This window comes from Nocardia shimofusensis NBRC 100134, from assembly GCF_001613125.1.
Classification (GTDB): Bacteria; Actinomycetota; Actinomycetes; order Mycobacteriales; family Mycobacteriaceae; genus Nocardia; species Nocardia shimofusensis.
The window spans coordinates 48762-69923 of record NZ_BDBT01000023.1 but is presented as its reverse complement, the minus strand read 5'-3'; the positions used below and the strand labels follow the sequence as shown (position 1 = coordinate 69923).

Sequence of the window (21162 nt, the reverse complement as noted above, 5' to 3'; positions counted from 1 at the left end):
CGATTCTCACACGACTCGGCCCAGGGTCCAGGCGGGCGGCGGCCGGACCGATCCCGCTCAGGCGATGACACGCCGGGCGAGCCCGCTGGCTCGCAGCACCCTCCGCCCGACCGCCGCGCGGATCGCTTCCTCGGTGCCGATGACGCGGACGTGCCCGCGGGCACGGGTGATGGCGGTGTAGAGCAGTTCCCTGGTCAGCAGGGTGGATTCGGGTTCGGGCAGCACGATGGAGACGGAGTCGTACTGGCTGCCCTGGCTGCGGTGGATGGTCATCGCGAAAACCGTGACTACGGAAGGAAATTGGGTGGGGTGGACGAGGTAGGGGTCGCTGCCGCGCAGCAGGGCGGCGCGCAGCGAGCCGTCGGGCATGGTGACGATGACACCGGTGTCGCCGTTGTAGATGCGGGCCTCGTGATCGTTGGCGGTGACGAGCAGCGGCTGACCGGGATACCAGGGTGTGGACCCGCCGTCCTGACCCGCGCCCGCGGCGGCGGCCCACTCCCCCGCCATGCGGTCCCAGCGTTCCACGCCGAAGGGGCCGCGGCGGTGGGCGCACAGCAGCCGGTGCGATTCCAGAGCGGCCAGAGCCGCCGTGGCGTCGCCGGCGCGGGCGGAGTCCGTGACCGTACGGGCGGCGCGCACCACATCCGCACGCACGGCGTCGATGTCCTCGGGCGCGCACAGGGACAGATCGGCGCCGCCCGCGCGGAGCAGGTCGAGGGCGCGGTCGGCGTCCCCGGCCCGGACCGCGACGGCCAGTTCGGCGATATGGCCGCCGAAGCGCCTGCCGCGGGTGAGGCGCACGATGCCGCCGCGCATCCTGGTCCGTTCGAGCTCGGTCAGACCTTCCGGGTGCTCGGCGGCATCCGGGGGCGGCGTGCCGAGGATGTCGTCGAGCACCGGGTTGGGCGCACCGACGACCGGCCCGGCCACCAGATCGGCGAGCACGGCGCCCGCGTCGACGGAGGCGAGCTGGTCCGGGTCGCCGACGAGCACCAGCCGGGTGTCGGAGCGCAACGCCGACAGCAGGCTGCTCATCATGGTCAGTGACACCATGGAGGTCTCGTCGACGACGACCACGTCGTAGGGCAGGCGATTGAACTCGTTGTACCGGAATCGGTTTCCGCGCCCGCGCTGCCAGCCGAGCAGCCGGTGCAGTGTCGCGGCGGTCAGTTCGGGCAGGCCGAGTTCGCCCGCCTGGTCGCGGACCGCCTCCTGCAGACGGGCCGCCGCCTTGCCGGTGGGCGCGGCCAGCGCGATCCGCAGCGGCGCGGCCTTGGCATCGGCCCGCTGGTGCGCCTCGAGCAGCGCCAGCACGCGGGCGATGGTGTGGGTCTTGCCGGTGCCGGGACCGCCGGCGACCACCGTGGTCCGGTGGGTCGCGGCGAGTGCGGCGGCCAGGCGCTGCCGGTCGGGGGCGCCGTCGCCGGTGCCGAACAGCCGGTCCAGCTCGCGGCGGGCCACGGCCGCATCGACTTCGGGGTGGCTCGCCGCGCGCTCGGTGAGCACCCGGCGGATCGTCTGTTCCTGCTGGTAGTAGCGGTCGAGGTAGAGCAGCGGGCCGCCGTCGTCGCCGGGGGCGGGCGGCACCACCCGCAGCGGGCACAACGGCCCGGCCGGACCGCCGCACACCAGCGGGCTCACCCGCAGCGCCGCGATCACCGGCTCGATATCGGGCCACGGCAGGGTGGCCGGGTCGACACCCTGACCGACGTCCCAGTCCTCGTCGGCGTCCACACCGATCTCGCGCATCCGGTCCAGTTCCAGACACACCGACCCCGAGCGCACCGCGCGCACCGCCAGCGCCGCCGCGAACAGCACCAGCTCCGATTCCTCCCGGCCGAGCCTGCCCAACCGCACCGCGACGTGCACGTCGGCCGCCGAGAGCACGCCGGCCTCGTTGAATACGCGCAACAGTCCCGTACCGCGCTGTGCCACCTGGATCGCGGTCATCGCGCTCCCTCTCCCGTGCCCGCCAGCAGGTCCGAGAGCGCCACGACCAGGTCGGCGGGCGGGCGCCAGTCGAAGACGCCGTGGCCGGGCGGAGTGTCCGGGCCGATCATGCCGCGCACGAAGTGGTACTGGCAGCCGCCGAGATGACGGGCCGGGTCGTAGCCGGGCAGCCGCCAGCGCAGATACCGGTGCAGGGCAACGGAATACAGCAGCGCCTGCAACGGGTAGTGCGAGCGCAGCATCTCGGCGGCCATGCGCGGGCGGGTGTAGTGATCGACCGTCAGCCGGTCGATGCCCAGACGGTTGGTCTTGTAGTCGACGATGACGAAACGCGGGGCCGCCCCCTCCTCGGGGCCGGTGACGCGCAGCACGGCGTCGATACTGCCGGTCAGGTAGCCGCGCAGGGCGCGGTCGTCGAGACCGGCGAGCAGGTCGGCGTAGGGGGACAGGTCGTCCTCGGGGGCGAGGTGGATGCGCAGCAGGTCCGCGATGGCGCCGAGGGTGGCCGAGTGCGCGGTGGGGGTGTCGCCGCCGGCCAGCGGCAGCTCGAAGTCCAGCTCGCTCAACCGATCCCGGGGCGCGAGATCGGCCAGGCACCCGAAGCCGAGCGGGGTGCGCAGGACCGCGAGCAGGGCGGTCGCGAGGGTGTCGATGTCGAGTTCGGCGAGGAGTTCGGCGGCGGTCTCCCGGCAGCGCCGCCGAACTTCGGCAGCCAGATCCGCGGCGGCGGTGTCGATCCGTTCGAGGACAGCGTGCACGAGGGTGCCGAACTCCGCGCCGTAGGGCAGGTCGTTCATCAGCGAGGGCGCGGCGGGACCGGTCGCGGGGTCGGATTCGATCTCGAGGAGCGCGGGGGTGGCGGGCTCGTCGCCGGGACCGCGCAGATCCTCGGGTTCGGTGTCGGTGACGGTCTCGTGCGCGCCCTCGGTCAGCGCCGAGTAGGACGTGCGCCGCCACAGCAGATCCAGGGTGCGGTCGAAGCGGGCGGCCGCCAGTTCGGCGGTGTCCGGCTCGACGCGGACACGGCGTGGCGTGACGGATTCGGCGGTGTCCACGGCGGTCACCGAGATCACCTCCGCCGCGGGCTCGGCCCAGGCGGTGATCGCGGGCACGGCCCGGGTGTCGGCGGGTACCGGCGCGCGTTCGGGCACGTCCGGGCCACGGTCGGTGCGGCCGAGCATCATCCGGTGCAGTGGCCCGCCCGCCGTCGTGGCCGAGGGCGCCCACCAAGCGACGACCTGGCACATGGCGCGGGTCAGCGCCACGTAGAGCAAGCGCAGTTCCTCCCCTGCCTCCTCGGCTTCGCAACGCTGCCTGCGCTGGGCGTAGCCGCGGGCTTCGGGGCCGCCGACGTCGAGCACGCGGGCGCCGTCGTCGTCGTGGAACAGCAGGGTCGGCGGTTTCGGATTCTTGGCGTTGTCCCACGCGAACGGCAGGTAGACGATCGGGAATTCGAGCCCCTTGCTGGCGTGCACGGTGGCGATCTGCACGGCGGCGGCGTCGCGGTCCAGCCGGCGCGAGCGGCCGGCCACCGCGCCGGACGCGGGGTCGCGCACCCGCTCGGCCAGCCATCGGGTCAGCGCGGTCAGCCCGTAGCCCTCGGTGGCCGACACCTCGTCGAGCAGCTGGGCGATGTGGCGCAGGTCGGTGAGGGTGCGTTCACCGTTTTCGACGGCCAGCAGGCGCGGAGCCAGCCGGGAACGGTCGGCCAATCGCTCGAACAGCGCCGCGAAACCGGTACGCCCGAACAAGCGGGCGACCTCGCGCAACTGGGCGCTCAGCGTGCCCACCAGATCGGCTCCGCCGCTGTCGATCTCGGCGGCTGTGTACCCCAGGATCGGGGTGCAGGCGGCGAGGCGGACGCGATCGGAGCGGTGCGGCTGTTCCAGCGCGCGCAGCACCCACAGCCAGTCCGTCGCGCTGGGTGTGGTGAAAACGCTGGTGCCGCCTGCCAGTACGGAGGGGATACCGACGCGGTCCAGCGCGTCGCGCACCAGCGCGACGTGGGAGCGTTTGCGCACCAGGACGGCGATGTCACCGGCGGTGACCGGGCGGCGCACAGCCGACCTACCCCGGCCGACGGTCACGTCGGTCCCGGATTCGAGCAGCCGGACGAGATCGGCGGCCAGATCACGGGCGACGGCGGCCCGCTGACGGTCCACCCGGGGGAATCCGTTCTTCAACGGGCCGACACCGGTGCGCGGCAGGCAGCGCAATCGCAGCGGCCGGATCTGTTCGGCCTGCCCGGACAGCCTGCTGCCCGTCCGGGTGGCCGCCACCGGGTACACGCTGATCTCCGGGTGGCCGAGGGCGGCCCCGCCCAGCAGGTGGTCGAGGGCGCGCAGCAGGCCGGGATCGCTGCGCCGGTTGCGGGTCAGTTCCTTGCGGTTGTCGGCGTGGGAGACGGCGTCGAGATAACTGAGCACCTCGGCGCCGCGGAAGGCGTAGATGGCCTGTTTGGGGTCGCCGACGAGCACCAGTGTGGTGTGGCCGTGGAAGCAGCCGCGCAGGATGTCCCATTGCAGCGGGTCGGTGTCCTGGAACTCGTCGACCAGCGCGACGCGGAAGCGGGACCTGATCCGGGTGCGCGCGGCAGGGCCGTGGCCGGGATCGGCGAGCACCTCGTGCAACAGCACCAGCAGGTCGTCGAAATCGCGCAGTCCGGCCAGGCGTTTGCGGCGTTCGGTTTCGGTGCGCACCGCCTCGGCGAAGGCCACCCGCTCCCCCGCCGGGCCGTCGTCCTCGGGCGTCAGGCGTGCGTGACGGTCGCGGATCGCCTCGCGGGCCAGCGCGTGTGCGTCGCGCACCCCGAACGGCGGCTCGGTGCGGGCGTAACGCTGCAGGTAGAGGTCCTCGACCACGGTGTGCACCAGGTCGTCGACGGCCTCCACCAGGCGGGCGGCCGGGTCCCGCTCACCGGCGACGCCGAGTTCGTCGAGCATGCGCTGGCAGAAGCTGTGGGTGGTCGCGATGGTGCCCGCGTCGAAGTCGGACAGGGCCGCGAGCAACCGGGCGCGGCGCAGGCCCACCTGCTCGTCGGGAGCGTCGGCGAGGTGGGCGATCAGTTCGTCGTCGGCGACGCGGGCGCTCGCCGGATCGGCCAGGGCGGTCGCGACGGTGACGAAACGGTCCCTGGTGCGCTCGCGCAGTTCCTGGGTGGCCGATCGGGAGAAGGTGACCAGCAGCAGCTCGGAGATCCGGACCCCGGCTTCGGCGACGTAGCGCACGGCCAGCCCGACGATCGCGTAGGTCTTGCCGGTGCCCGCGCTGGCCTCGAGCACGGTGGTACCGGAGGGCAGCGGGCCGCACAGGTCGAAAGTGTCGCCGCCGGGGGGCAGCGGCGCCGAGATCGCGGACGCGCGCGGGGAGACGGCTGGGGAGAGAGCGGCGGCGGGCGGAATGGTCACGGTTGCCTCTGCGTTTCCGCGGCCAGCAGCGGCGCCCACAGCCGCACGGCCAGCGCGCCGAATCGGGTCGGCTCACCGGCGGTTCCGGCGGGCGCTGGGGTGGTCAGGAGATGATCCAGCCGAGGGGCCGGGCCCAGGACGTAACGCAGGTGGCGGTCGGCGTGATCACCGAAAGCGCCGAAACCTTCTGCCTTACCGTTGAATTCGCGTTCGGCGGCGAGAACGGCGTCCTCCGTCGCGCCGCCGCGGACCCGCCGCTCGGCGTAGGCGGCCGAGGCGCTGGGTGCGAGGGGCAGTGGCTCGGTGAGGCCCTCGTCGCGCAGGCGCACCAGGTCACGCAGGACGGCGAGGGCGTCGGGGCGGTCCGGGGCGAGGAGTTCGCACCGCCAGGCCGGACGGTGCCAACCTCCGCGCCCGATGGTGACCGCACGCCACGGCCGGTCCTCCGCGGTGGCCAGCGCCAGCAGGCCGACCCAGGCGGCGATCCGGTGCCTGGGCTTCACCTGCGAATACGTGGCGCGGACCAGTGCGTCGCCGCGGACCTCGGGGACGGTGCCGACGAGTCTGCGCCCGTCGCCGAGATCCACCGAGATGTCCACCGCGCGGGGTTCGGCGGCGTAGTCGGGCTGGGCGGCGCGCACCAGGGTCTCGACCGTGCGCTCGATCTCGGCGAGCACCGCCGCGCCCAACTGGAACGGCGGCAGGGTGCCGCGCCGCCACTCCGCCCGGCGCAGCGCCACGGGGTCGGCGCCGTTGAGCCGGGCGACCAGCATGCGTTCGCCCACTTCCCATTTCGCCAGCCCGTCCAGTTCGATGGGCAGGTTCTCGGCGATGTCCTCCTCGTGTTCGGGCACCCGCAGTCCGAGTCGTTGCCAGAGGAATCCGCGAATCGGATGCTCGGCGAAGGAGATCAGCTCCGACAGCGCCACATCGGCGCGTTCGGGTGCGGGCAGCGGCGCGGTCAGCAGGGGCGGGGCCGGGCGCGCGAGCGCGGCCGCGGCACGGGCGCCCTCGAGCGCGACGGTGTCGAAGCTGCGGGGCCGGGCGGGGTCGAAATTCCGCCGGTCGAAGCTCTGCAGCGGATGACGGGTGACCACCGTCGCCATGGCGTCGTCGCCGACGTGCGCGCGCACCACGTCGAGCAGTTCGGCGACCGGAATCGCCGGTGGCCGCACCGAGCCGGTCACCGGGTCGGCGCCGGTGTGGAAGATCAACAGCCGCTCCTCCGCCGCGCGCACGGCGTCGAGCAGCAGCTGGCGGTCCTCCCCGCGGGCGTCGCGTTCGCCCGGCAGCGGGTCGCGGGCGAGTACGTCGTCGCCGTCCACGCCGCCGGCGCGGGGGAACACCTCGTCGTCGAGACCGAGCAGGACCACCACCCGGTGCGGCACCGAGCGCATCGGCACCATGGTGCACACGGTCAGCTCGCCGGTGCGGAAGTTGGCACGGGTGGGCCGCGCGGCCAGGCGCTCGGTGAACAGCACCGTGACATCGGCCAGCCGCAACGGCACGTCGGCGGCTTCGGCGCCGCCCGCCGCCGCCCCGGTGGCGGCGGCGATCTCGGCGCGAGCTTCGGTACGAACCCACGCCTGGTTCTCCGGGACGTCGGTGAGCAGTTCCAGCGCGCGGCCCAGCACGTGCGCCCATTCACTCGCCGGCCGCGGCCCGCGCAGGTCACGCAAGCAGACCGCGAGGCGGTCGACGAATTCGGCGAAGCGCCCGGCCAGGTCGACGTCGTTGCTGTCCACGTCGGCCAGCGGCAGCGCGAGATCGAGCCAGTCGTCGCCGGATTCGTCGGCGGTGACGCCGAGCAGGATGCGGTCCACCGCGCCGTTGAGGGTGTTCTGCGCGAAATCCGCCAGCCCGAAGGCCTGACGCTGACGCGCGCCGATACCCCATCGCGCGCCGGAGGCGGCGGCCCATTCCCGCAACCGCTCGATCGCGTCGTCGTCGAAACCGCAGCGACGGCGGACGGTGTCGGAGGCGGCCAGGTCGAGCACCTGTGTCACCGTGACGCGACCGTCGGCCAGTTCCAGCAGGGTCCGCGCCACCGCGAGCAGCGGGTTGGTGACGCCGCGACCGCGATCGGCCAGACGCACTCGCAGCAGCTGCGCCGGATGCGTCTGCTCGCCCGGCTCCTCGCCGCGGCCCCCGAACGCGGCCCGCACCAAGGGGGCGAAGGTCTCCACCTCGGGGCACATGACCAGCACATCACGGGGTTCCAGGGTGGTGTCGGCCGCGAACAGCGCAAGCAACCGATCCCGCAGCACCTCCACTTGGCGGGCCGGTCCGTGGCAGGCGTGCACCTCGATTGTGCCGTCGGCCGCGATCCGCTCGGCGGGTGGCCAGGCGTCCTCGCGCAGCCCGGCCTGCAACGCGTGGAGCAGGGTCGGCTCGTCCGGTGCGGCAGGCGCGAGATAACCGGTGTCGTCGTCGGGGACGCAGATGCCGGACAGGCGTTGCTGCAATTCCCGGACCTCACGCGCCAGACCGGCGAGCAGCGGGTGACGCACAGCGGCGGCGCTGGTGTCCTCGGCGCGGGAACGGGCCGGGCCGAGACCGGCGAGCGCGCGCCACATGGCCGGGCTCGGATGCACCAGCCACAGACGCACCTCGCGATGGGCGCCGAGGGCATCGAGGACGGCGAGCTGATCGGTCGCCAGCCTGGTCACGCCGAACAAGGAGACCCGATCGGGCAGCTCGACCACGGACGGCTCGGCGCGCAGTGCCGCGCAGGCGGCGGCCAGGCGTTCGGCGGGGGCGGGCACCCCGATCTCCTCGCGCAGCATCCGCCACAATCGCGGCTGCCAGCGCAGATCCTCGGGCACCTGTCCGCCCGCGCCGTCGCCGTCGCCACCGCGAGCCCAGTCGGCAACCAGTTCCGGACGCTGCGCGCCGTAGCTGTCGAACAACGCGGCCAGGTGCGCGGCGGTGGCGTAGCGCCTGCCGATCCGGTGATCGCGGCCCCCCGAGGCCGCGCCGAGATAGCGAGCGGGCACCGCGCACCAGGGTTCGCTCACCGCGCGGTCCAGTGCCCGCAACACCGGCCACACCAGCCGGTCCCGCGCCCACGGATCGTCCTCGGGATCGACGCCGGTGCAGGCCGCGAGGATTCCGGCGACCAAGGCGGTCGGTGAGGGGAAATCGATATTCGCCGCGATCCCGTCGGACCCGTTCGCCGACACTCCGAGCGTCCCGGACAACCGTTGCGTGAGCCAGCGCTCGACGCCCTTGGCGGGCACCGCGATCACTTCGGGTGCGAACGGATCCGGTTGCGGCACCGCCGATCGCGCGGCGAGCGCGTCGACCAGAGTGTCCGCGCGCTCGGCCCGATGGATGTGCAGCGGCATGGTCCGTTTATACGTCAGCGACCGGCGCGCAACTCCCCCGGCCCGCCCGCGAAGAGTGAATTGGAACACACCTGTGCGCGAGAGCCGGTCGTGTCACCGCCGACAGCGCGGGGGCGTGTGCCACAGTCTCCCCCCACAGGGGGCTACCGAGAACGAGTCGCGTCGAAAGGCTGGTCCGCGTTCATGAGTGCGAGGGTCCTCCCACTGGTCCCGAAGGACGGGTTCACCGTCCGCCGCGTGGGTGAGCACTGGGAACTGGTCAACGCCCGGCATTACGGGCGTACGGTCGTCCTGCACCGCTGGCCCCGTGATCGGCACTCCGAGGCGTTCGAGCACTGTTACCGCCTCAACGGACGCACCGTCGAGGACCTGCGCGCCGCCTTCCGCTGAGCGGCTCGCCGCGCGCTGGTGAATTCTCCTGCGGTGCAATCGATTCCTTCTCTCCGCGGGTGTCGATGCGATGTATCACATCGGCACGCCGAGCTCAAGACGTGCATCCGGAGCTCAGGTGTGCCATCGTCGTCCCTCGTGCGTTATCCCAAGGCCGCCACCGGGGCCGTTCCCCGCGTGGCCGCAACCGCTTGTGTCCTTGCCGCCGCGGCGATCTTGATCCCCAGCGCGCCCGCCCTCCTGCCCGGCGCCGCGGCGCCGATCGCCCATGCCGCTCCCGGCGGCTGCTTCAACGGTTTCGACTGCGATCTGAGCAACCGGATCCGCAGCGCCGACCAGTACCTGCAGAACCGACCCGGCGTCACCGGATACGTGTTGCGCGATCGCGTGACCGGCGCCGTCTACGCCAACGAGCACGCCGAGGACTCGGTGTGGACCGCCTCCACCATCAAGCTGGCCATCGCCGCGGATCTGCTCAATCGCGCCCGCGTCGGCGCGCTGGTGCTCACGCCCGAGGATCGCGGCCTGATGGAGTCCATGCTGTCGACCTCCAACGACGCCGCGACCGACCTGCTGTGGAACAAGCACGCCGGCCCGGACCGGATGGCCTTCAACAACGCCTTCCGCGCCAACGGCATGGCGAACCTGGTGCCGCTGCCCACCAACGGGCCGCTGTTCCCGGACTGGTCGTACCAGAAGTGCACCCCCGCCGACCTGGACCGGTTGATGAGCCACGTTCTGGACGTCATGCACCCCGACGATCGCGCCTACCTGCTCGATCAGATGCGCCGTGTCGATCCCAACCAGCACTGGGGTGTGTGGGGTGCGGGCGCGTCGATGCGGCCCGGCCTGAAGAACGGCTGGTCGCAGGAGGAGGGCGGCTGGGTGGTCAACTCGGTCGGCTTCGCAGGCCAGGGTGAGCGCTACACGCTGTCGATCATGACCGCGATGGGCGCCGAGGGCGGCTACACCGAAGGCGCCGAGACCGACACGAAACTCGCGGAAACACTGCTCGCCGGGCGCTGACACCCGGGGCGCCGCACCCCGTCGCGCAGCGCGCGGCGGGGTGCGGCCCACACGCCGTAATGCCCTCTCGTCGTGACGCCCGATGACGGGCCGACTACGGTTGAGCCTGTCCGAAGAACCGTGAAGGGGCGAGCCCCGGTCTGTCCCCTGGTCTGTCGAGGAGCACGACGATGAGCACTCAGTCAGTCGAGAACCGTCGTCACCAGGTGGTGGTGATCGGTTCGGGCTTCGGCGGCCTGTTCGGCACCAAGCACCTCGCGCGCGCCGACGTGGACATCACCCTGATCTCCAAGACCTCCACCCACCTGTTCCAGCCGCTGCTGTATCAGGTCGCCACCGGCATCCTCTCGGTCGGTGAGATCGCCCCCGCCACCCGGCTGGTGCTGCGCAAGCAGAAGAACGTCCGGGTGTTGCTCGGCGACGTCACCGACATCGACCTGGAGAACAAGACGGTCAGCTCGCGGTTGCTCAACCACGACACCCTGACCCATTTCGACAGCCTCATCGTGGCGACCGGCGCGCAGCAGTCGTACTTCGGCAACGACCAGTTCGCCACCTACGCACCGGGCATGAAGACCATCGACGACGCTCTGGAGTTGCGCGGGCGCATCCTCGGCGCGTTCGAGGGCGCCGAGGTGGCGACCTCGCAGGCGACGCGCGACCGCCTGCTGACCTTCGTCGTCATCGGCGCGGGCCCCACCGGTGTGGAGTTGGCCGGGCAGATCGCCGAACTCGCCGACCGCACGCTCGAGGGCACCTTCGACAACTTCGACCCGCGCGACGCCCGGGTCATCCTCATCGAGGGCGCGGGCGCGGTGCTCGGCCCGATGGGCCCCAAGCTCGGTGCCAAGGCGCAGCGACGGCTCGAGCGCATGGGCGTGGAGATCCAGCTCAACGCGATGGTCACCGATATCGACGCGCACGGCGTCACGGTGCGCGATGCCGACGGCACCACCCGGCGCATCGAATCCTCGTGCAAGGTGTGGTCGGCGGGCGTGCAGGCCAGCCCGCTGGGCAAGATGCTGGCCGAGCGTTCCGAGGGCACCCAGGTGGACCGGGCGGGCCGGGTGATCGTCGAACCCGACCTCACCATCAAAGGCCACCCGAACGTCTTCGTCGTCGGCGACCTGATGTCGGTGCCCGGTGTGCCGGGCCAGGCCCAGGGCGCGATCCAGGGCGCGACCTACGCCGCCAAGCAGATCAAGGCGGGCCTGAAAGGTCAGCCGCCGGAGGAGCGCAAGCCCTTCAAGTACTTCAACAAGGGCAGCATGGCCACGGTGTCTCGGTTCAGCGCCGTGTGCCAGGTCGGCAAGCTGGAGTTCGGCGGCTTCATCGCCTGGCTGGCCTGGCTGGGACTGCACCTGTACTACCTGGTCGGCTACCGCAGCCGTCTGATCACCTGCATCCAGTGGTTCGTCACCTTCCTCGGCCGCAGCCGCGGTCAGATGGCGGCCACCGAGCAGTGGGTGTTCGCCCGGCTCGCGCTGGAACAGGTCTACGACGATCAGGACGACGCGGACGAACTCCACGCCGCGCTCGGGGCACCACCGTCACCCGGGCGCGCGCCGGGCCGGAAAGCGGCCGATCAGCGCGCGTCCTGAACCTCCGGCGGCGACGTCGCGGTTCGACGCGAACCTGTTGCCGCGGGCTCTGCCCGCCGACGGGCGACCGGGTGACTCGACGACGCCGCCCCCTCGGCCGCCGGCTCCACGACCATTTCGGGCCGGCTCCGGACAGCACCGAGACGACTCCGGCCCGGTCGACACAGGGCCGGGGCCGTTTCTTCATGGTTTCGACGTGTCCGAGAGCCGGTCACCGAGGCCCGTGTACAGACTTCCCCCCGCTTCCAGCGGCAGGCGCGCCGCCGCCAGTCCGAAAGTCTCGGCGGGACGGTCGTCGGGGTAGCGCAGTTCGCTGATCAGTGCGCGGTGCGCGCCGAGCACATCGTCGGTGGCGACGCCCGCGCCGAGTTCCAGCCGGTGCCGGACCAACGGCAGGTCGTCGAGATCGGCGATCAGGTCGCCGCGCCAGCGGCCGTGACGCTCGCCCGTGCGGCCGATCTGTACCTGCTCCCGCAGCCGCAGCCGCGCTCCGGACGCCAGGCGGACACTGGTCACGTTCAGGTGCCCGGCCCCGCCCGCGACGATCATCGCCGGGGTGTCGACGTCGAGATCGCCCCCCTCGGCGACCTCGAAGTGCCAGTGCGCGGAGGACTCGATGGTGCCGCGGCCCGGCAGGGCGAGGGTGGCGGCCACGCCGCGCAGAGTCAGGCGCGCGCGCGGTCCCACGACCACCGTGACACCGATGTGGTCACCGCCCAGCGGGGTGGCGGCGGCGCCGATCAGGTGCACACGATCACCGCCGGTGTGCCGTGCGGTCAGCCCTCCGCGCGCGTCGATGTGTGCGACCCGGCCCGCCTCGGCGACGATGCGGAGTTCGGTGCGCAGCGCGCCGCCGCGCCCGGCCGTCGCTTCCCGGTGCCGCTCGGGTGCCGCCGCCGCGACGCGTTCCACGCTCGGCTCTGTCGCGCCGACGGATGCCGCGGTCGGCTCCCCGACCACGCCGTTCCGAGTCGCCGTGTTCGGCTCCACGGCCGCGCCTCGGCCGATGTCCGCGCCCGGGTTTCCCCGCGCCGGGAGATCAGTGCGCAATGGAGGAGTCGAGCTCTGCCCGCCGATCCGCTTCGGCCGCCTCCGCCAGGTGCGCGCGTACCCAGGCCAGTACGGGGGTCGCGGCAGGGTCTTCGGTGAGCGAGATCAGCGCGGTCGGGCGGCCCGCGCGCACCTTGGCGGCGTCGCGTTCCATGACGCCGAGGTCCGCGCCGACCAGCGGGGCCAGGTCGGTCTTGTTGACCACCAGCAGGTCCGAGAAAGTGACGCCCGGGCCGCCCTTACGGGGCACCTTGTCGCCACCTGCCACGTCGATGACGAATATCTGCACGTCGATCAGGCCGGAGGAGAAGGTGGCGGTGAGATTGTCGCCGCCGGATTCGACCAGGATCAGGTCCAGCGGCGGGTTGGCGGCGATCAGGTCGTCGATGGCGTCGAGATTGGCGGTGATGTCGTCGCGGATGGCGGTGTGCGGGCAGCCGCCGGTCTGCACGGCGGTGATCCGCTCGTCGGGCAGCACCGCGTGCCTGCGCAAGAAGTCGGCGTCCTCGGTGGTGTAGATGTCGTTGGTCAGCACAGCCAGCGACAGTTCCTCGCGCAGCTGTCTGCACAGCGCCGCCACCAGCGCGGTCTTGCCGGAGCCGACCGGCCCGCCGATGCCGATGCGCAGCGGTTCACCGGGGGTCCGCTCGCGCTTCGGGCGATCGTGCGAATGGTCGTGGGGTTCACCGTCGATCAGGTGCGGCGGCATCTCGGGCTCCTTCTTCTCGGTCGGATGTCAGCTGGCGAACAGCGGCATGTCGCGTAGCGGATGGCGCTGTGCCAGCACATCCTGCAGCGGGTCGGACAGAGCGGCCGGGCCGGTCGCGGCCTCGGCGGCGGTGCGGTCGCACAGCTGGGCCAAGCGCACCGTGCACGCGGCCACATCGGCGGGATCGAGCGCGAGCAGGCGCTGGGCGGCCGTGGCGGCGCCGGTCAGGGTGGTGTAGACGACGATGCCCGCGAGATCGGCGGGTGCGATGCCCGCGACCGCGCCGACCGCGCCGAAGGCCGTGGACAGGTGCGGGCGCGGCGACAGGCGCGTCCAATCCTGCTGCGGCCGATCCTGTTGCGGCCGATCCTGTTGCGGCCAGATCTGTTTGGCCAACCGCAACAGGCCACGCCCCTGCGCTCGGGAGGCCGCGCGGGCGGCCGGAGCCAGGATGCGGGCGTCGGCTTCGGCGTCGGCGCGCGACTCGGTGAGTTCCCCCGCGCACACCGCGGCGGCCAGCGACGCGGCCACCAGCCCGGAGGTGGTGATCCGACGGCGCAGGTAGGCCTCGACGGTCGCGAGATCGCGGACCAGTCCGGAGGCGACCGCCTCCTCCACCCCACCGGAATGGACGTGACCGCCGATCGGCAGGCGCGAATCGGCGAGGGCGTACAAGATCGCCCCGGCGTTCACGCTCGTGTCCATTCGCACGATCCTATGTCGGGCGTGTCCTGCGCGCCGGGCGAGTCCGCTGCGCCGCACACCGCCGGGTAGGGGTTTCTACCCGGACCGATCACGGGGAAGCACACGAGACCTGGCCGCGCGTGGGTGCGACGATGCTGTGCAGGAGGAGGATTCGATGAACGCGAGGAATACGGCAGGACCGCGGCGGGTGGGCATCGGCGAATGGGTGGCGCGCGCGATCGCGGTCGTGCTGCTCGTGCCGGTGCGACTGGTCTGGGAAGGCGTGAAGTGGTGCGGGCGAGTGCTCGTCGCCGTCCTGGTCTTCGTGCTCGAGCACGTGCTGGCGCCGGTGGGCCGGTTCGTCCGTGACTGGGTGATCCGGCCGGTGTGGGGCTTCCTGAAGGACATGGTGTGGGGCTGGGCCATCCAGCAGGTGCTGTGGGGCATGGTGCTCACGCCGCTGGGCGCGGCGCTGCTGAACTGGCTGCTGCGGCCGCTGCTGCGGGTGATCGAGGAGTGGCTGTGGCAGTCGATTCTGCGGCCCGCGCTGACCGCACTCGTGCACCACGTCCTCGTCCCGGTCGCGAAGTGGTCGTGGAAGTGGCTGCTCGGCCCGGTGTCGTACGCGATCGCGGTGAGCCTGCGATGGCTCTGGACCTGGTGCGTGGTCGGGCCGCTCGTGCTGCTGTGGCGGTGGGTCCTGCGCCCGCTGTGGATCGCACTTGCCGCGATCCTGTACTTCGGCTGGCGGGGGGCGAGCGCGATCGTCCGGGTGCTCGTCGTCGTGCCGTGCGCCTATCTCTACCGGTATGTGCTGCGTCCGGTGCTGGCCGCGCTCGCCACGGTGTGGCGGGTGTGCGTGGTCGCGCCGGTGAGCTGGGTGCACCGGACCGTCCTGATGCCGATGAACCGGTTCGCCGCGGACATGCTCGGCGCCGTGTTCGGACGCTGACCGCTCGTACGCGGACTCGCCTCGCCGGATGCGGAGGGTTTCGTCCACCGCACCCGGCTTCGGTCCGTACGCCGCCCCGATCCCTGCGTGGCACGGCGATCCCTGCGTGGCACGGCGATCCCTGCGTGGCGGCTCGATCCCCGCACGGCGCGGCGATCCCTGCACGGCGGTCAGCGCCTGGACGCGGTCTTCGCGTCGTCGTGCCCTCGATCGGCCGAACTCCAGGTGAGCACGGCCATGAGCACCAGGATCGCGGCGCCGGCGGCCAGTGCGACGTGCATGCCGTCGACGAACGATGCCCGTGCGGCATCGGCCGGCGGTGAATCCGCGCCGTACTGCGCGAGTGTTTCGCCCAGCGTGCCCGCGTAGTCGCCGCCGGAGCGGAACACCAGCGCCGCCAGCGAACCCAGCAAGGCCAGGCCGAGGGCATTGCCCAGTTCGAAGCTGGTCTCCGAGATGCCCACCGCCGAGCCCGCGCGCTCGGGCGGCACCGAAGCGACGGCGACCTCCGAGACGAGGGTGAAGGCCACGCCGTAACCGACACCCGCGATGGTCGAGCCCGCCAGGTACCAGGCGATGCCCCCGTCCACGCCGACGCCGAGCACCATCAGATTACCGACCGCGGCGGCCAGCAGGGCGACGACGAAGCTCGCCCGCACCCCGAGCAACCTGCTCACCCTGGCCCCGCTCATCGAGCAGACGAACACCGCCACCGCCATCGGGATGCCGAGCAGCGCCGCCGCCAGTGGATCGCGGCCGGTGACCGACTGCAGGTAGACGCTGGTGAGATAGCCCAGCGCGGCCAGCGACATCATGCCGGTCAGGCTCGAGCCGATCGCCAGCCGGAACTGCGGGCGGGTGAACAGGCTCAGGTCCAGCAGCGGCTCGTCGAGCACCTTCTGGCGGCGGACGAACACGATCAGGATCAGCGCGCCGATCACGCCGACGACTATCGCCTCGGCATCCACGCCTTCGGCGGCGGCGTGCTTGATCGCGTAGATCACCGGCAGGATGCCCGAGATCGAGAGCCCGACACTGGGCAGATCCAGCGGGCCGAGCAGACCGGAACGCTGCTCGGGCAACAGGATCGGCCCGAGCACGAGCAGCACCAGCAGCACCGGGACGTTGATCAGGAAGACCGAACCCCACCAGAAGTGGTGCAGCAGCAAGCCGCCGATGATGGGGCCGACCGCCGAGCCACCCGCGAAGAACGCGGTCCAGACGCCGATGGCGGTGGCCCGCTCCCGCGCGTCGGCGAACAGGCTGGTGATCAGCGCCAGACTGGACGGCAGCAGGGTCGCGCCGCCGATGCCCATCAGCGCCCGCGCCGCGATGAGCACGGCGGCGGTCGGGGCGAAGGCGGCCACTACCGAGCCGACGCCGAACACGGCCGCGCCGACGAGCAGGATGGCGCGCCGTCCGACGCGGTCGCCGAGATTGCCCATCGTGATGAGCAGGCCCGCGATCAGGAAGCCGTAGACATCGAGGATCCAGAGTTGTTCGGTCGCCGAGGGATGCAGGTCCGCCGACAGCGTCGGCAGGGCGAGGAACAGCACCGAGACATCCATCGACACCAGCAGCACCGGCAGCAGCAGAACGGCCAGCCCCAGCCAGGCGCGACGGGAGCCGCCCGCGTCCGCTCCGATGCCGGCGGGCCGCTGCGTTTGTGCCTGTGTCATGTCCGAACCTTCCGTGTCACGCGTACACTGTACGCCGGGTGCGGGTACAGTGTACGCAGCGGGGTCTCCGGAAAGCGAGTGGTTATGACAGAGGCGAAGCTCAGTCGCGAGGCGATCGTCGACACGGCGATCACGCTCGCCGACACCGAAGGCCTGGACGCGCTGTCCATGCGTCGCATCGCCGAGCGGATGGGTGTCGGCGCGATGTCGCTGTACCGGCACGTGCCGGGCAAGGACGAGCTGGTCGCGGCCATGACCGATGAGATCGCCCGCCGCTATCCCTATCCGCCTGCCGAAGGTCGCGGCTGGAGCTGGCGCGACCGGGTGCACATCGCCGCGGACGTCGATTGGCAGCTCTACCAGGAACATCCGTGGGTACTGCTCACCTTCGCCACACCCCGGTACAGCTTCGGCCCGCAGAGCCTGGCCTGCCTGGGCTGGCTGGTCGAGGGCTTCGGCGAACTCGGGGTGCCGGTGCGCGAGGCCACCCGGATGGCGTTCACCGTGTGGAACTACATCTCCGGGGCGAGCCTGCCGAATGTGAGCACCGCACTGCTGCGGCGCAAACGCGCCGACCCCGACGAGAACAACGGTTTGCGCGCGCTGCTCGAGGGGCGGCCGCTGTGGGATACGCCCGCAGCGCTCGCCGAGCTGCACGGCGCGGGCAGCGATCAGCTCACCGCCCAGCAATCCCTGCACGACGGGTTGGAGACGATCTGCGACGGTTTCCAGGCGCGGCTCGGGATCGCCGTGCCGATCGAGCGCGCGACCGCGACGAAGCCGTAGGCGACATCGGCGGCACACCGGTGAAGCGGGGGAAGGTGCTGCCTCCCGACGCCCCGCCGGACTGCTGGACGACGCCGGACTGCTAGACGACGAGGGCGAAGGCGAAACCGTCCCAGCCCTTGGCGCCGACGGTCTGCAGCACGGTCGCTTCGAGCCGGGTGTCCTTGCCGAGCAGTTCCACCAGTTCGCGGCCGGCCCGCGCCGACGGGTCGACCGTGTTCGCGTCGGCGAGCGCGCCGTGGCGCACGACATTGTCGACCACGATCACCGTGCCCGAACGCCCCAAGCGCACGGCCCAGTCGACATACACGGGGTTGTTCACCTTGTCGGCGTCGATGAAGACCAGATCGAACGGCTCTCCCTGTTCGGCCCCGAGCGCCGCGAGGGTGTCCAGCGCCGCGCCGACCCGGATCTCGACGCGTTCACCGACCCCGGCCACATCCAGATTCGCGCGGGCGACCTCGGCGTGGCGCGGCTCGTACTCGAGGGTGACAACCCGCCCCCGCTCCCCCACCGCGCGCGCCAGCCACAGCGTGCTGAACCCGCCGAGGGTGCCGATCTCGAGCACGCGGCGCGCCCGCACCGACTTGCCGAGCAGGTAGAGGAACTTCGCCTGCGCCGCGGACACGTCGATCGCGGGCAGACCCGCGGCCGCATTGGCGTCGAGGGTGGCCGCCGAGGAGTCGTCGGCGACCAGGTGCTCCACGACGTAGGCGTCGACATCGGACCAATCGGAAGTCGTCATGACGCAAGTCTGCCACCGCCCCGGACGCCACCGCCGTGACGTGCCCGGACGTCGCTGTGGCTCAGGCGATCCAGGCGATCTGCTCGATCTTCGCGATCGTGGCGACGGCCTGGGCCGCCGCCGTCGCCAGCGCCTTCAGATCGAAGACGGCCTTGGCGAGATCGGCCGATCCCGTCGAGACCTTCAGGCTCGCGGAGGTGATGCCGAACATCGCCCGGGCCGTCGCGGCCACCGCTCCGGTGCCCGCGGTGGCCGGCAGGATGATGGTGACCTCCACGAGCACTTCCGCCAGCGCGGTGAGGATGCCGGGGCTGCCCGGCCAGCGCGCGCTCCGTGCCCCGATCCCGCGGGTGATCCCCGGGCATGGCGAAACCCCGGGATCGTGCACGAATCGGCGGACGCGGCGATGAATTCCGGCGGCCGGGCCCGTCATCACGGTCGTATCGGCCTTCGGGCCGAACCACCGGCCACCTACTCACAGGGAGACTCCGATGACATCCGCTTTCGCTCCGGGCGCACCGTGCTGGTTCGACGTGACCGCACCCGACATCCCGGCCGCCGCCGCGTTCTACACCGGCGTATTCGGCTGGCAGGCACAGGATCTCGGCCCCGAAGCGGGCCACTATACGATCCTGCACCAGAACGGCGTCCCCGTCGCGGGCATCGCGCCCGCCACCGCACCCGACGGCAGCACCGCCCCGCCGGTGTGGACGGTGTACTTCGCCGTCGAGGACATCGACGCCACGGTGGCGGCGGCACGTGCGGCGGGCGCGCGGGTGGAGCTCGAGCCGGTCGATGTCTTCGGGCAGCTGCGTTTCGCGGTGCTGACCGATCCGGCGGGCGCGTCGTACGCGATCGCCCAGCTGATCACCCATCCCGGCACGGCGAACTGGGCCGAGCAGGACAACCCGTGCTGGGTGGAGTACGCCGCATCCGGCTCCCCCGCCGACGCGATGTCCCACTACCGCACCGTGCTCGGCTGGCATCACGCGAACGCGGCATGGGAAACCGCCACCGTCGACCCCTATCAGGCTCTGGCGCCGAGCACGGGCGGGCGTGAGTTCGGCGGCGCGCACGCCGCGGGCGAGGGCGAACCCGCGCCGTGCTGGTCGGTCACCTTCCGCGTCGACGACTCCGACAAGGCGGCCGCGCGCGCGGCCGAACTCGGCGGCGCGATCATCGAGCCCGCGAAGGATCTGCCCGGACCGTCGCGAGTGGGCGTCGTCGCCGATCCGGCGGGCGCGGCCTTCGCGACCATGTCGTTCGGCTGAGCCCGGTCGACACCGACTCCGAGCGTAGGTGTTGACTTCGAGCGCACTCGAAGGACGACACTGGCAGGGTGACGCCCGTCGACACCAACACTAGTACCTACTCCATCGCCGAGACCGCCGAGCGGACCGGTCTGTCCGCGCACACCCTGCGCTACTACGAGCGCGACGGGCTGATGTTGCGGCGGGTCGGCCGCTCGGCCAGTGGACACCGCCGCTACAGCGACCGTGACCTGATCTGGATCGAGCTGGTCACCCGCCTGCGGGCCACCGGGATGCCGATCCGCGACATCAAGCGCTACGCCGAACTGGTCCGTGCGGGCGACGGCAACGAGGCCGAGCGGCTGGCGCTGCTGCGCGACCACCGGCAGCTGGTGCTCGACCAGCTCGCCGAGGTCCAGAACCATCTCGGGGCGATCGACCGCAAGATCGGCATCTACGTCGACCGCCTGGAAAGCCGGGGCTTGACCTAGAGCGCGCTCGAAGGGATTGGATGAGTTCATGACCGAAACACACGCTTCCCTCGACAACCGCACTCTCGGCGCGGGCGACCATGCCCTCGTTGTCTCCGCCCTGGGGCTGGGCTGCATGGGCATGTCGGAGTTCTACGGCGCCGCCGACCAGGCGACCGGCATCGACACCATCCGGCGCGCCCTGGACCTGGGCGTCACCTTCCTCGACACCGCGGACATGTACGGCCCGTTCACCAACGAACAACTCGTCGGGCGGGCGATCGCCGGCCGCCGCGACGAGGTCCAGCTGGCCACCAAGTTCGGCAATATGCGGGGCGAGAACGGCGAATTCCTGGGTGTCAGCGGACATCCCGACTACGTCCGCAAGGCCGCCGACGCCTCGCTGCGGCGCCTCGGCGTCGACCACATCGACCTCTACTACCAGCATCGCGTCGACAAGACGGTCCCGATCGAGGACACCGTCGGGGCGATGAAGGAACTCGTCGAGGCGGGCAAGGTGCGCCACCTCGGACTGTCCGAGGCCGCCGCGGGCACCATCCGGCGCGCGCACGCCGTCCACCCGATCACCGCGCTGCAGTCCGAATACTCATTGTTCACCCGGCATCTCGAGGACGAGATCCTGCCGGTACTACGCGAACTCGGCATCGGCCTGGTCCCCTACTCCCCGCTCGGGCGCGGCATGCTGACCGGGGCGATCACTTCGGCGGGCGACTTGGCCGAGGCCGATTCGCGCCGCCAGGGCCGCTTCCCCCGGTTCCAGGGTGACGCGCTGGAAGCCAATCTCGCGCTCGTCGCCCGGATCACCGAGATCGCCGCGGACAAGGGCGTGACGCCGGGCCAACTCGCTCTCGCCTGGGTGCTCGCGCAAGGCGACGACGTGGTTCCGATCCCGGGTACCAAACGTGTGAAATACCTCGAGGAGAACGTCGCCGCCGCGGGCGTGTCCCTCGACGACAAGGACCTCGCCCGGCTCGCCGAGGCCGTCCCGCGCGACGCTGTCGCGGGAGAGCGCTACAGCGACCTGTCCTCGATCGACGCCTGACGCCGTCGAGGCTGCATCGACCGACGGCTTCGAGAACCGTCGCATCGGAG

Annotated in this window: 17 protein-coding genes; 8 read left to right on the top strand and 9 right to left on the bottom strand. The window is 71.7% G+C overall.

Annotation, left to right across the window (positions count from 1 at the left end):
• Window positions 1–57 precede the first annotated feature (57 nt).
• The 3 genes from recD to recC are packed head-to-tail and all read right to left on the bottom strand — an operon-like array spanning window position 58 to window position 8707.
• A complete protein-coding gene (gene recD, locus NS3_RS20475; RefSeq protein ID WP_067862192.1) occupies window positions 58–1953 on the bottom strand; it encodes an exodeoxyribonuclease V subunit alpha in 1896 nt (631 codons plus the stop codon).
• Window positions 1950–5303 (bottom strand): UvrD-helicase domain-containing protein, encoded by a 3354-nt coding sequence (locus NS3_RS20470; protein WP_174550498.1) that lies wholly within the window; start codon window positions 5301–5303, stop codon window positions 1950–1952. Before NS3_RS20470 ends, recD begins: the two co-directional genes overlap by 4 nt.
• 53 nt (window positions 5304–5356) lie before the next feature.
• Window positions 5357–8707, bottom strand: a complete 3351-nt coding sequence (gene recC, locus NS3_RS20465) for an exodeoxyribonuclease V subunit gamma (protein ID WP_067862190.1) — start codon at window positions 8705–8707, stop codon at window positions 5357–5359.
• Window positions 8708–8890: 183 nt separating this feature from the next.
• Between recC and NS3_RS20460 the strand changes: the two genes are divergently transcribed.
• The 3 genes from NS3_RS20460 to NS3_RS20450 all read left to right on the top strand — a co-directional run bounded on the left by NS3_RS20460 (window position 8891) and on the right by NS3_RS20450 (window position 11724).
• Window positions 8891–9097, top strand: coding sequence for a hypothetical protein (locus tag NS3_RS20460; protein ID WP_067862188.1), 207 nt, complete (start codon window positions 8891–8893; stop codon window positions 9095–9097).
• Window positions 9098–9235: 138 nt separating this feature from the next.
• Window positions 9236–10123 (top strand): serine hydrolase, encoded by an 888-nt coding sequence (locus NS3_RS20455; RefSeq protein WP_067862186.1) that lies wholly within the window; start codon window positions 9236–9238, stop codon window positions 10121–10123.
• 170 nt (window positions 10124–10293) lie between these two features.
• The gene (locus tag NS3_RS20450; RefSeq protein ID WP_067862184.1) at window positions 10294–11724 is read left to right on the top strand and encodes an NAD(P)/FAD-dependent oxidoreductase; all 1431 of its coding nucleotides are present in this window, start codon (window positions 10294–10296) and stop codon (window positions 11722–11724) included.
• A 183-nt stretch (window positions 11725–11907) separates the two neighbouring features.
• Here the strand turns inward: NS3_RS20450 and NS3_RS20445 are convergent, their stop codons facing one another.
• The 3 genes from NS3_RS20445 to NS3_RS20435 all read right to left on the bottom strand — a co-directional run bounded on the left by NS3_RS20445 (window position 11908) and on the right by NS3_RS20435 (window position 14188).
• On the bottom strand, window positions 11908–12570 hold the full coding sequence (locus tag NS3_RS20445; RefSeq protein WP_067862275.1) for an urease accessory protein UreD: 663 nt from the start codon (window positions 12568–12570) through the stop codon (window positions 11908–11910).
• Between the two features lie 193 nt (window positions 12571–12763).
• Window positions 12764–13483: an urease accessory protein UreG gene (gene ureG, locus NS3_RS20440; RefSeq protein WP_067862182.1), complete on the bottom strand. Its 720-nt coding sequence runs from the start codon at window positions 13481–13483 to the stop codon at window positions 12764–12766.
• Window positions 13484–13510: 27 nt separating this feature from the next.
• Complete coding sequence (locus NS3_RS20435; RefSeq protein ID WP_067862180.1) at window positions 13511–14188, bottom strand: urease accessory protein UreF; 678 nt, start codon at window positions 14186–14188, stop codon at window positions 13511–13513.
• 154 nt (window positions 14189–14342) lie between these two features.
• Between NS3_RS20435 and NS3_RS20430 the strand changes: the two genes are divergently transcribed.
• Complete coding sequence (locus tag NS3_RS20430; protein WP_157101443.1) at window positions 14343–15119, top strand: hypothetical protein; 777 nt, start codon at window positions 14343–14345, stop codon at window positions 15117–15119.
• Window positions 15120–15289: 170 nt separating this feature from the next.
• Here NS3_RS20430 and NS3_RS20425 read toward each other — a convergent pair whose 3' ends face one another.
• Window positions 15290–16798 carry an MFS transporter gene (locus NS3_RS20425; RefSeq protein WP_067862176.1) on the bottom strand — a complete coding sequence of 503 codons (1509 nt, stop codon included), beginning with the start codon at window positions 16796–16798 and terminating at the stop codon, window positions 15290–15292.
• Between the two features lie 84 nt (window positions 16799–16882).
• Between NS3_RS20425 and NS3_RS20420 the strand changes: the two genes are divergently transcribed.
• Window positions 16883–17584, top strand: a complete 702-nt coding sequence (locus NS3_RS20420) for a TetR/AcrR family transcriptional regulator (protein WP_067862174.1) — start codon at window positions 16883–16885, stop codon at window positions 17582–17584.
• A gap of 82 nt (window positions 17585–17666) precedes the next feature.
• Here the strand turns inward: NS3_RS20420 and NS3_RS20415 are convergent, their stop codons facing one another.
• Together NS3_RS20415 and NS3_RS20410 are read right to left on the bottom strand one after the other, a co-directional pair.
• Window positions 17667–18329, bottom strand: coding sequence for an O-methyltransferase (locus tag NS3_RS20415; RefSeq protein WP_067862172.1), 663 nt, complete (start codon window positions 18327–18329; stop codon window positions 17667–17669).
• Between the two features lie 61 nt (window positions 18330–18390).
• On the bottom strand, window positions 18391–18762 hold the full coding sequence (locus tag NS3_RS20410; RefSeq protein ID WP_067862170.1) for a hypothetical protein: 372 nt from the start codon (window positions 18760–18762) through the stop codon (window positions 18391–18393).
• Between the two features lie 58 nt (window positions 18763–18820).
• Here NS3_RS20410 and NS3_RS20405 point away from each other — a divergent pair, with 58 nt between their 5' ends.
• From NS3_RS20405 to NS3_RS20395, 3 genes are all read left to right on the top strand, one after another.
• Complete coding sequence (locus NS3_RS20405; RefSeq protein WP_067862168.1) at window positions 18821–19600, top strand: VOC family protein; 780 nt, start codon at window positions 18821–18823, stop codon at window positions 19598–19600.
• A gap of 68 nt (window positions 19601–19668) precedes the next feature.
• The gene (locus tag NS3_RS20400) at window positions 19669–20070 is read left to right on the top strand and encodes a MerR family transcriptional regulator (RefSeq protein ID WP_067862166.1); all 402 of its coding nucleotides are present in this window, start codon (window positions 19669–19671) and stop codon (window positions 20068–20070) included.
• A 28-nt stretch (window positions 20071–20098) separates the two neighbouring features.
• Complete coding sequence (locus NS3_RS20395) at window positions 20099–21112, top strand: aldo/keto reductase (protein WP_067862165.1); 1014 nt, start codon at window positions 20099–20101, stop codon at window positions 21110–21112.
• Window positions 21113–21162 lie beyond the last annotated feature (50 nt).

Bases quoted from the DNA above. Each gene is read 5' to 3' on its own strand.
- recD (WP_067862192.1), bottom strand. From the start codon at position 1,953: ATGACCGCGATCCAGGTGGCACAGCGCGGTACGGGACTGTTGCGCGTA.
- recC (WP_067862190.1), bottom strand. From the start codon at position 8,707: ATGCCGCTGCACATCCATCGGGCCGAGCGCGCGGACACTCTGGTCGAC.
- NS3_RS20460 (WP_067862188.1), top strand. From the start codon at position 8,891: ATGAGTGCGAGGGTCCTCCCACTGGTCCCGAAGGACGGGTTCACCGTC.
- NS3_RS20450 (WP_067862184.1), top strand. From the start codon at position 10,294: ATGAGCACTCAGTCAGTCGAGAACCGTCGTCACCAGGTGGTGGTGATC.
- ureG (WP_067862182.1), bottom strand. From the start codon at position 13,483: ATGCCGCCGCACCTGATCGACGGTGAACCCCACGACCATTCGCACGAT.
- NS3_RS20435 (WP_067862180.1), bottom strand. From the start codon at position 14,188: ATGGACACGAGCGTGAACGCCGGGGCGATCTTGTACGCCCTCGCCGAT.
- NS3_RS20430 (WP_157101443.1), top strand. From the start codon at position 14,343: ATGAACGCGAGGAATACGGCAGGACCGCGGCGGGTGGGCATCGGCGAA.
- NS3_RS20425 (WP_067862176.1), bottom strand. From the start codon at position 16,798: ATGACACAGGCACAAACGCAGCGGCCCGCCGGCATCGGAGCGGACGCG.
- NS3_RS20420 (WP_067862174.1), top strand. From the start codon at position 16,883: ATGACAGAGGCGAAGCTCAGTCGCGAGGCGATCGTCGACACGGCGATC.
- NS3_RS20415 (WP_067862172.1), bottom strand. From the start codon at position 18,329: ATGACGACTTCCGATTGGTCCGATGTCGACGCCTACGTCGTGGAGCAC.
- NS3_RS20410 (WP_067862170.1), bottom strand. From the start codon at position 18,762: ATGACGGGCCCGGCCGCCGGAATTCATCGCCGCGTCCGCCGATTCGTG.
- NS3_RS20405 (WP_067862168.1), top strand. From the start codon at position 18,821: ATGACATCCGCTTTCGCTCCGGGCGCACCGTGCTGGTTCGACGTGACC.
- NS3_RS20395 (WP_067862165.1), top strand. From the start codon at position 20,099: ATGACCGAAACACACGCTTCCCTCGACAACCGCACTCTCGGCGCGGGC.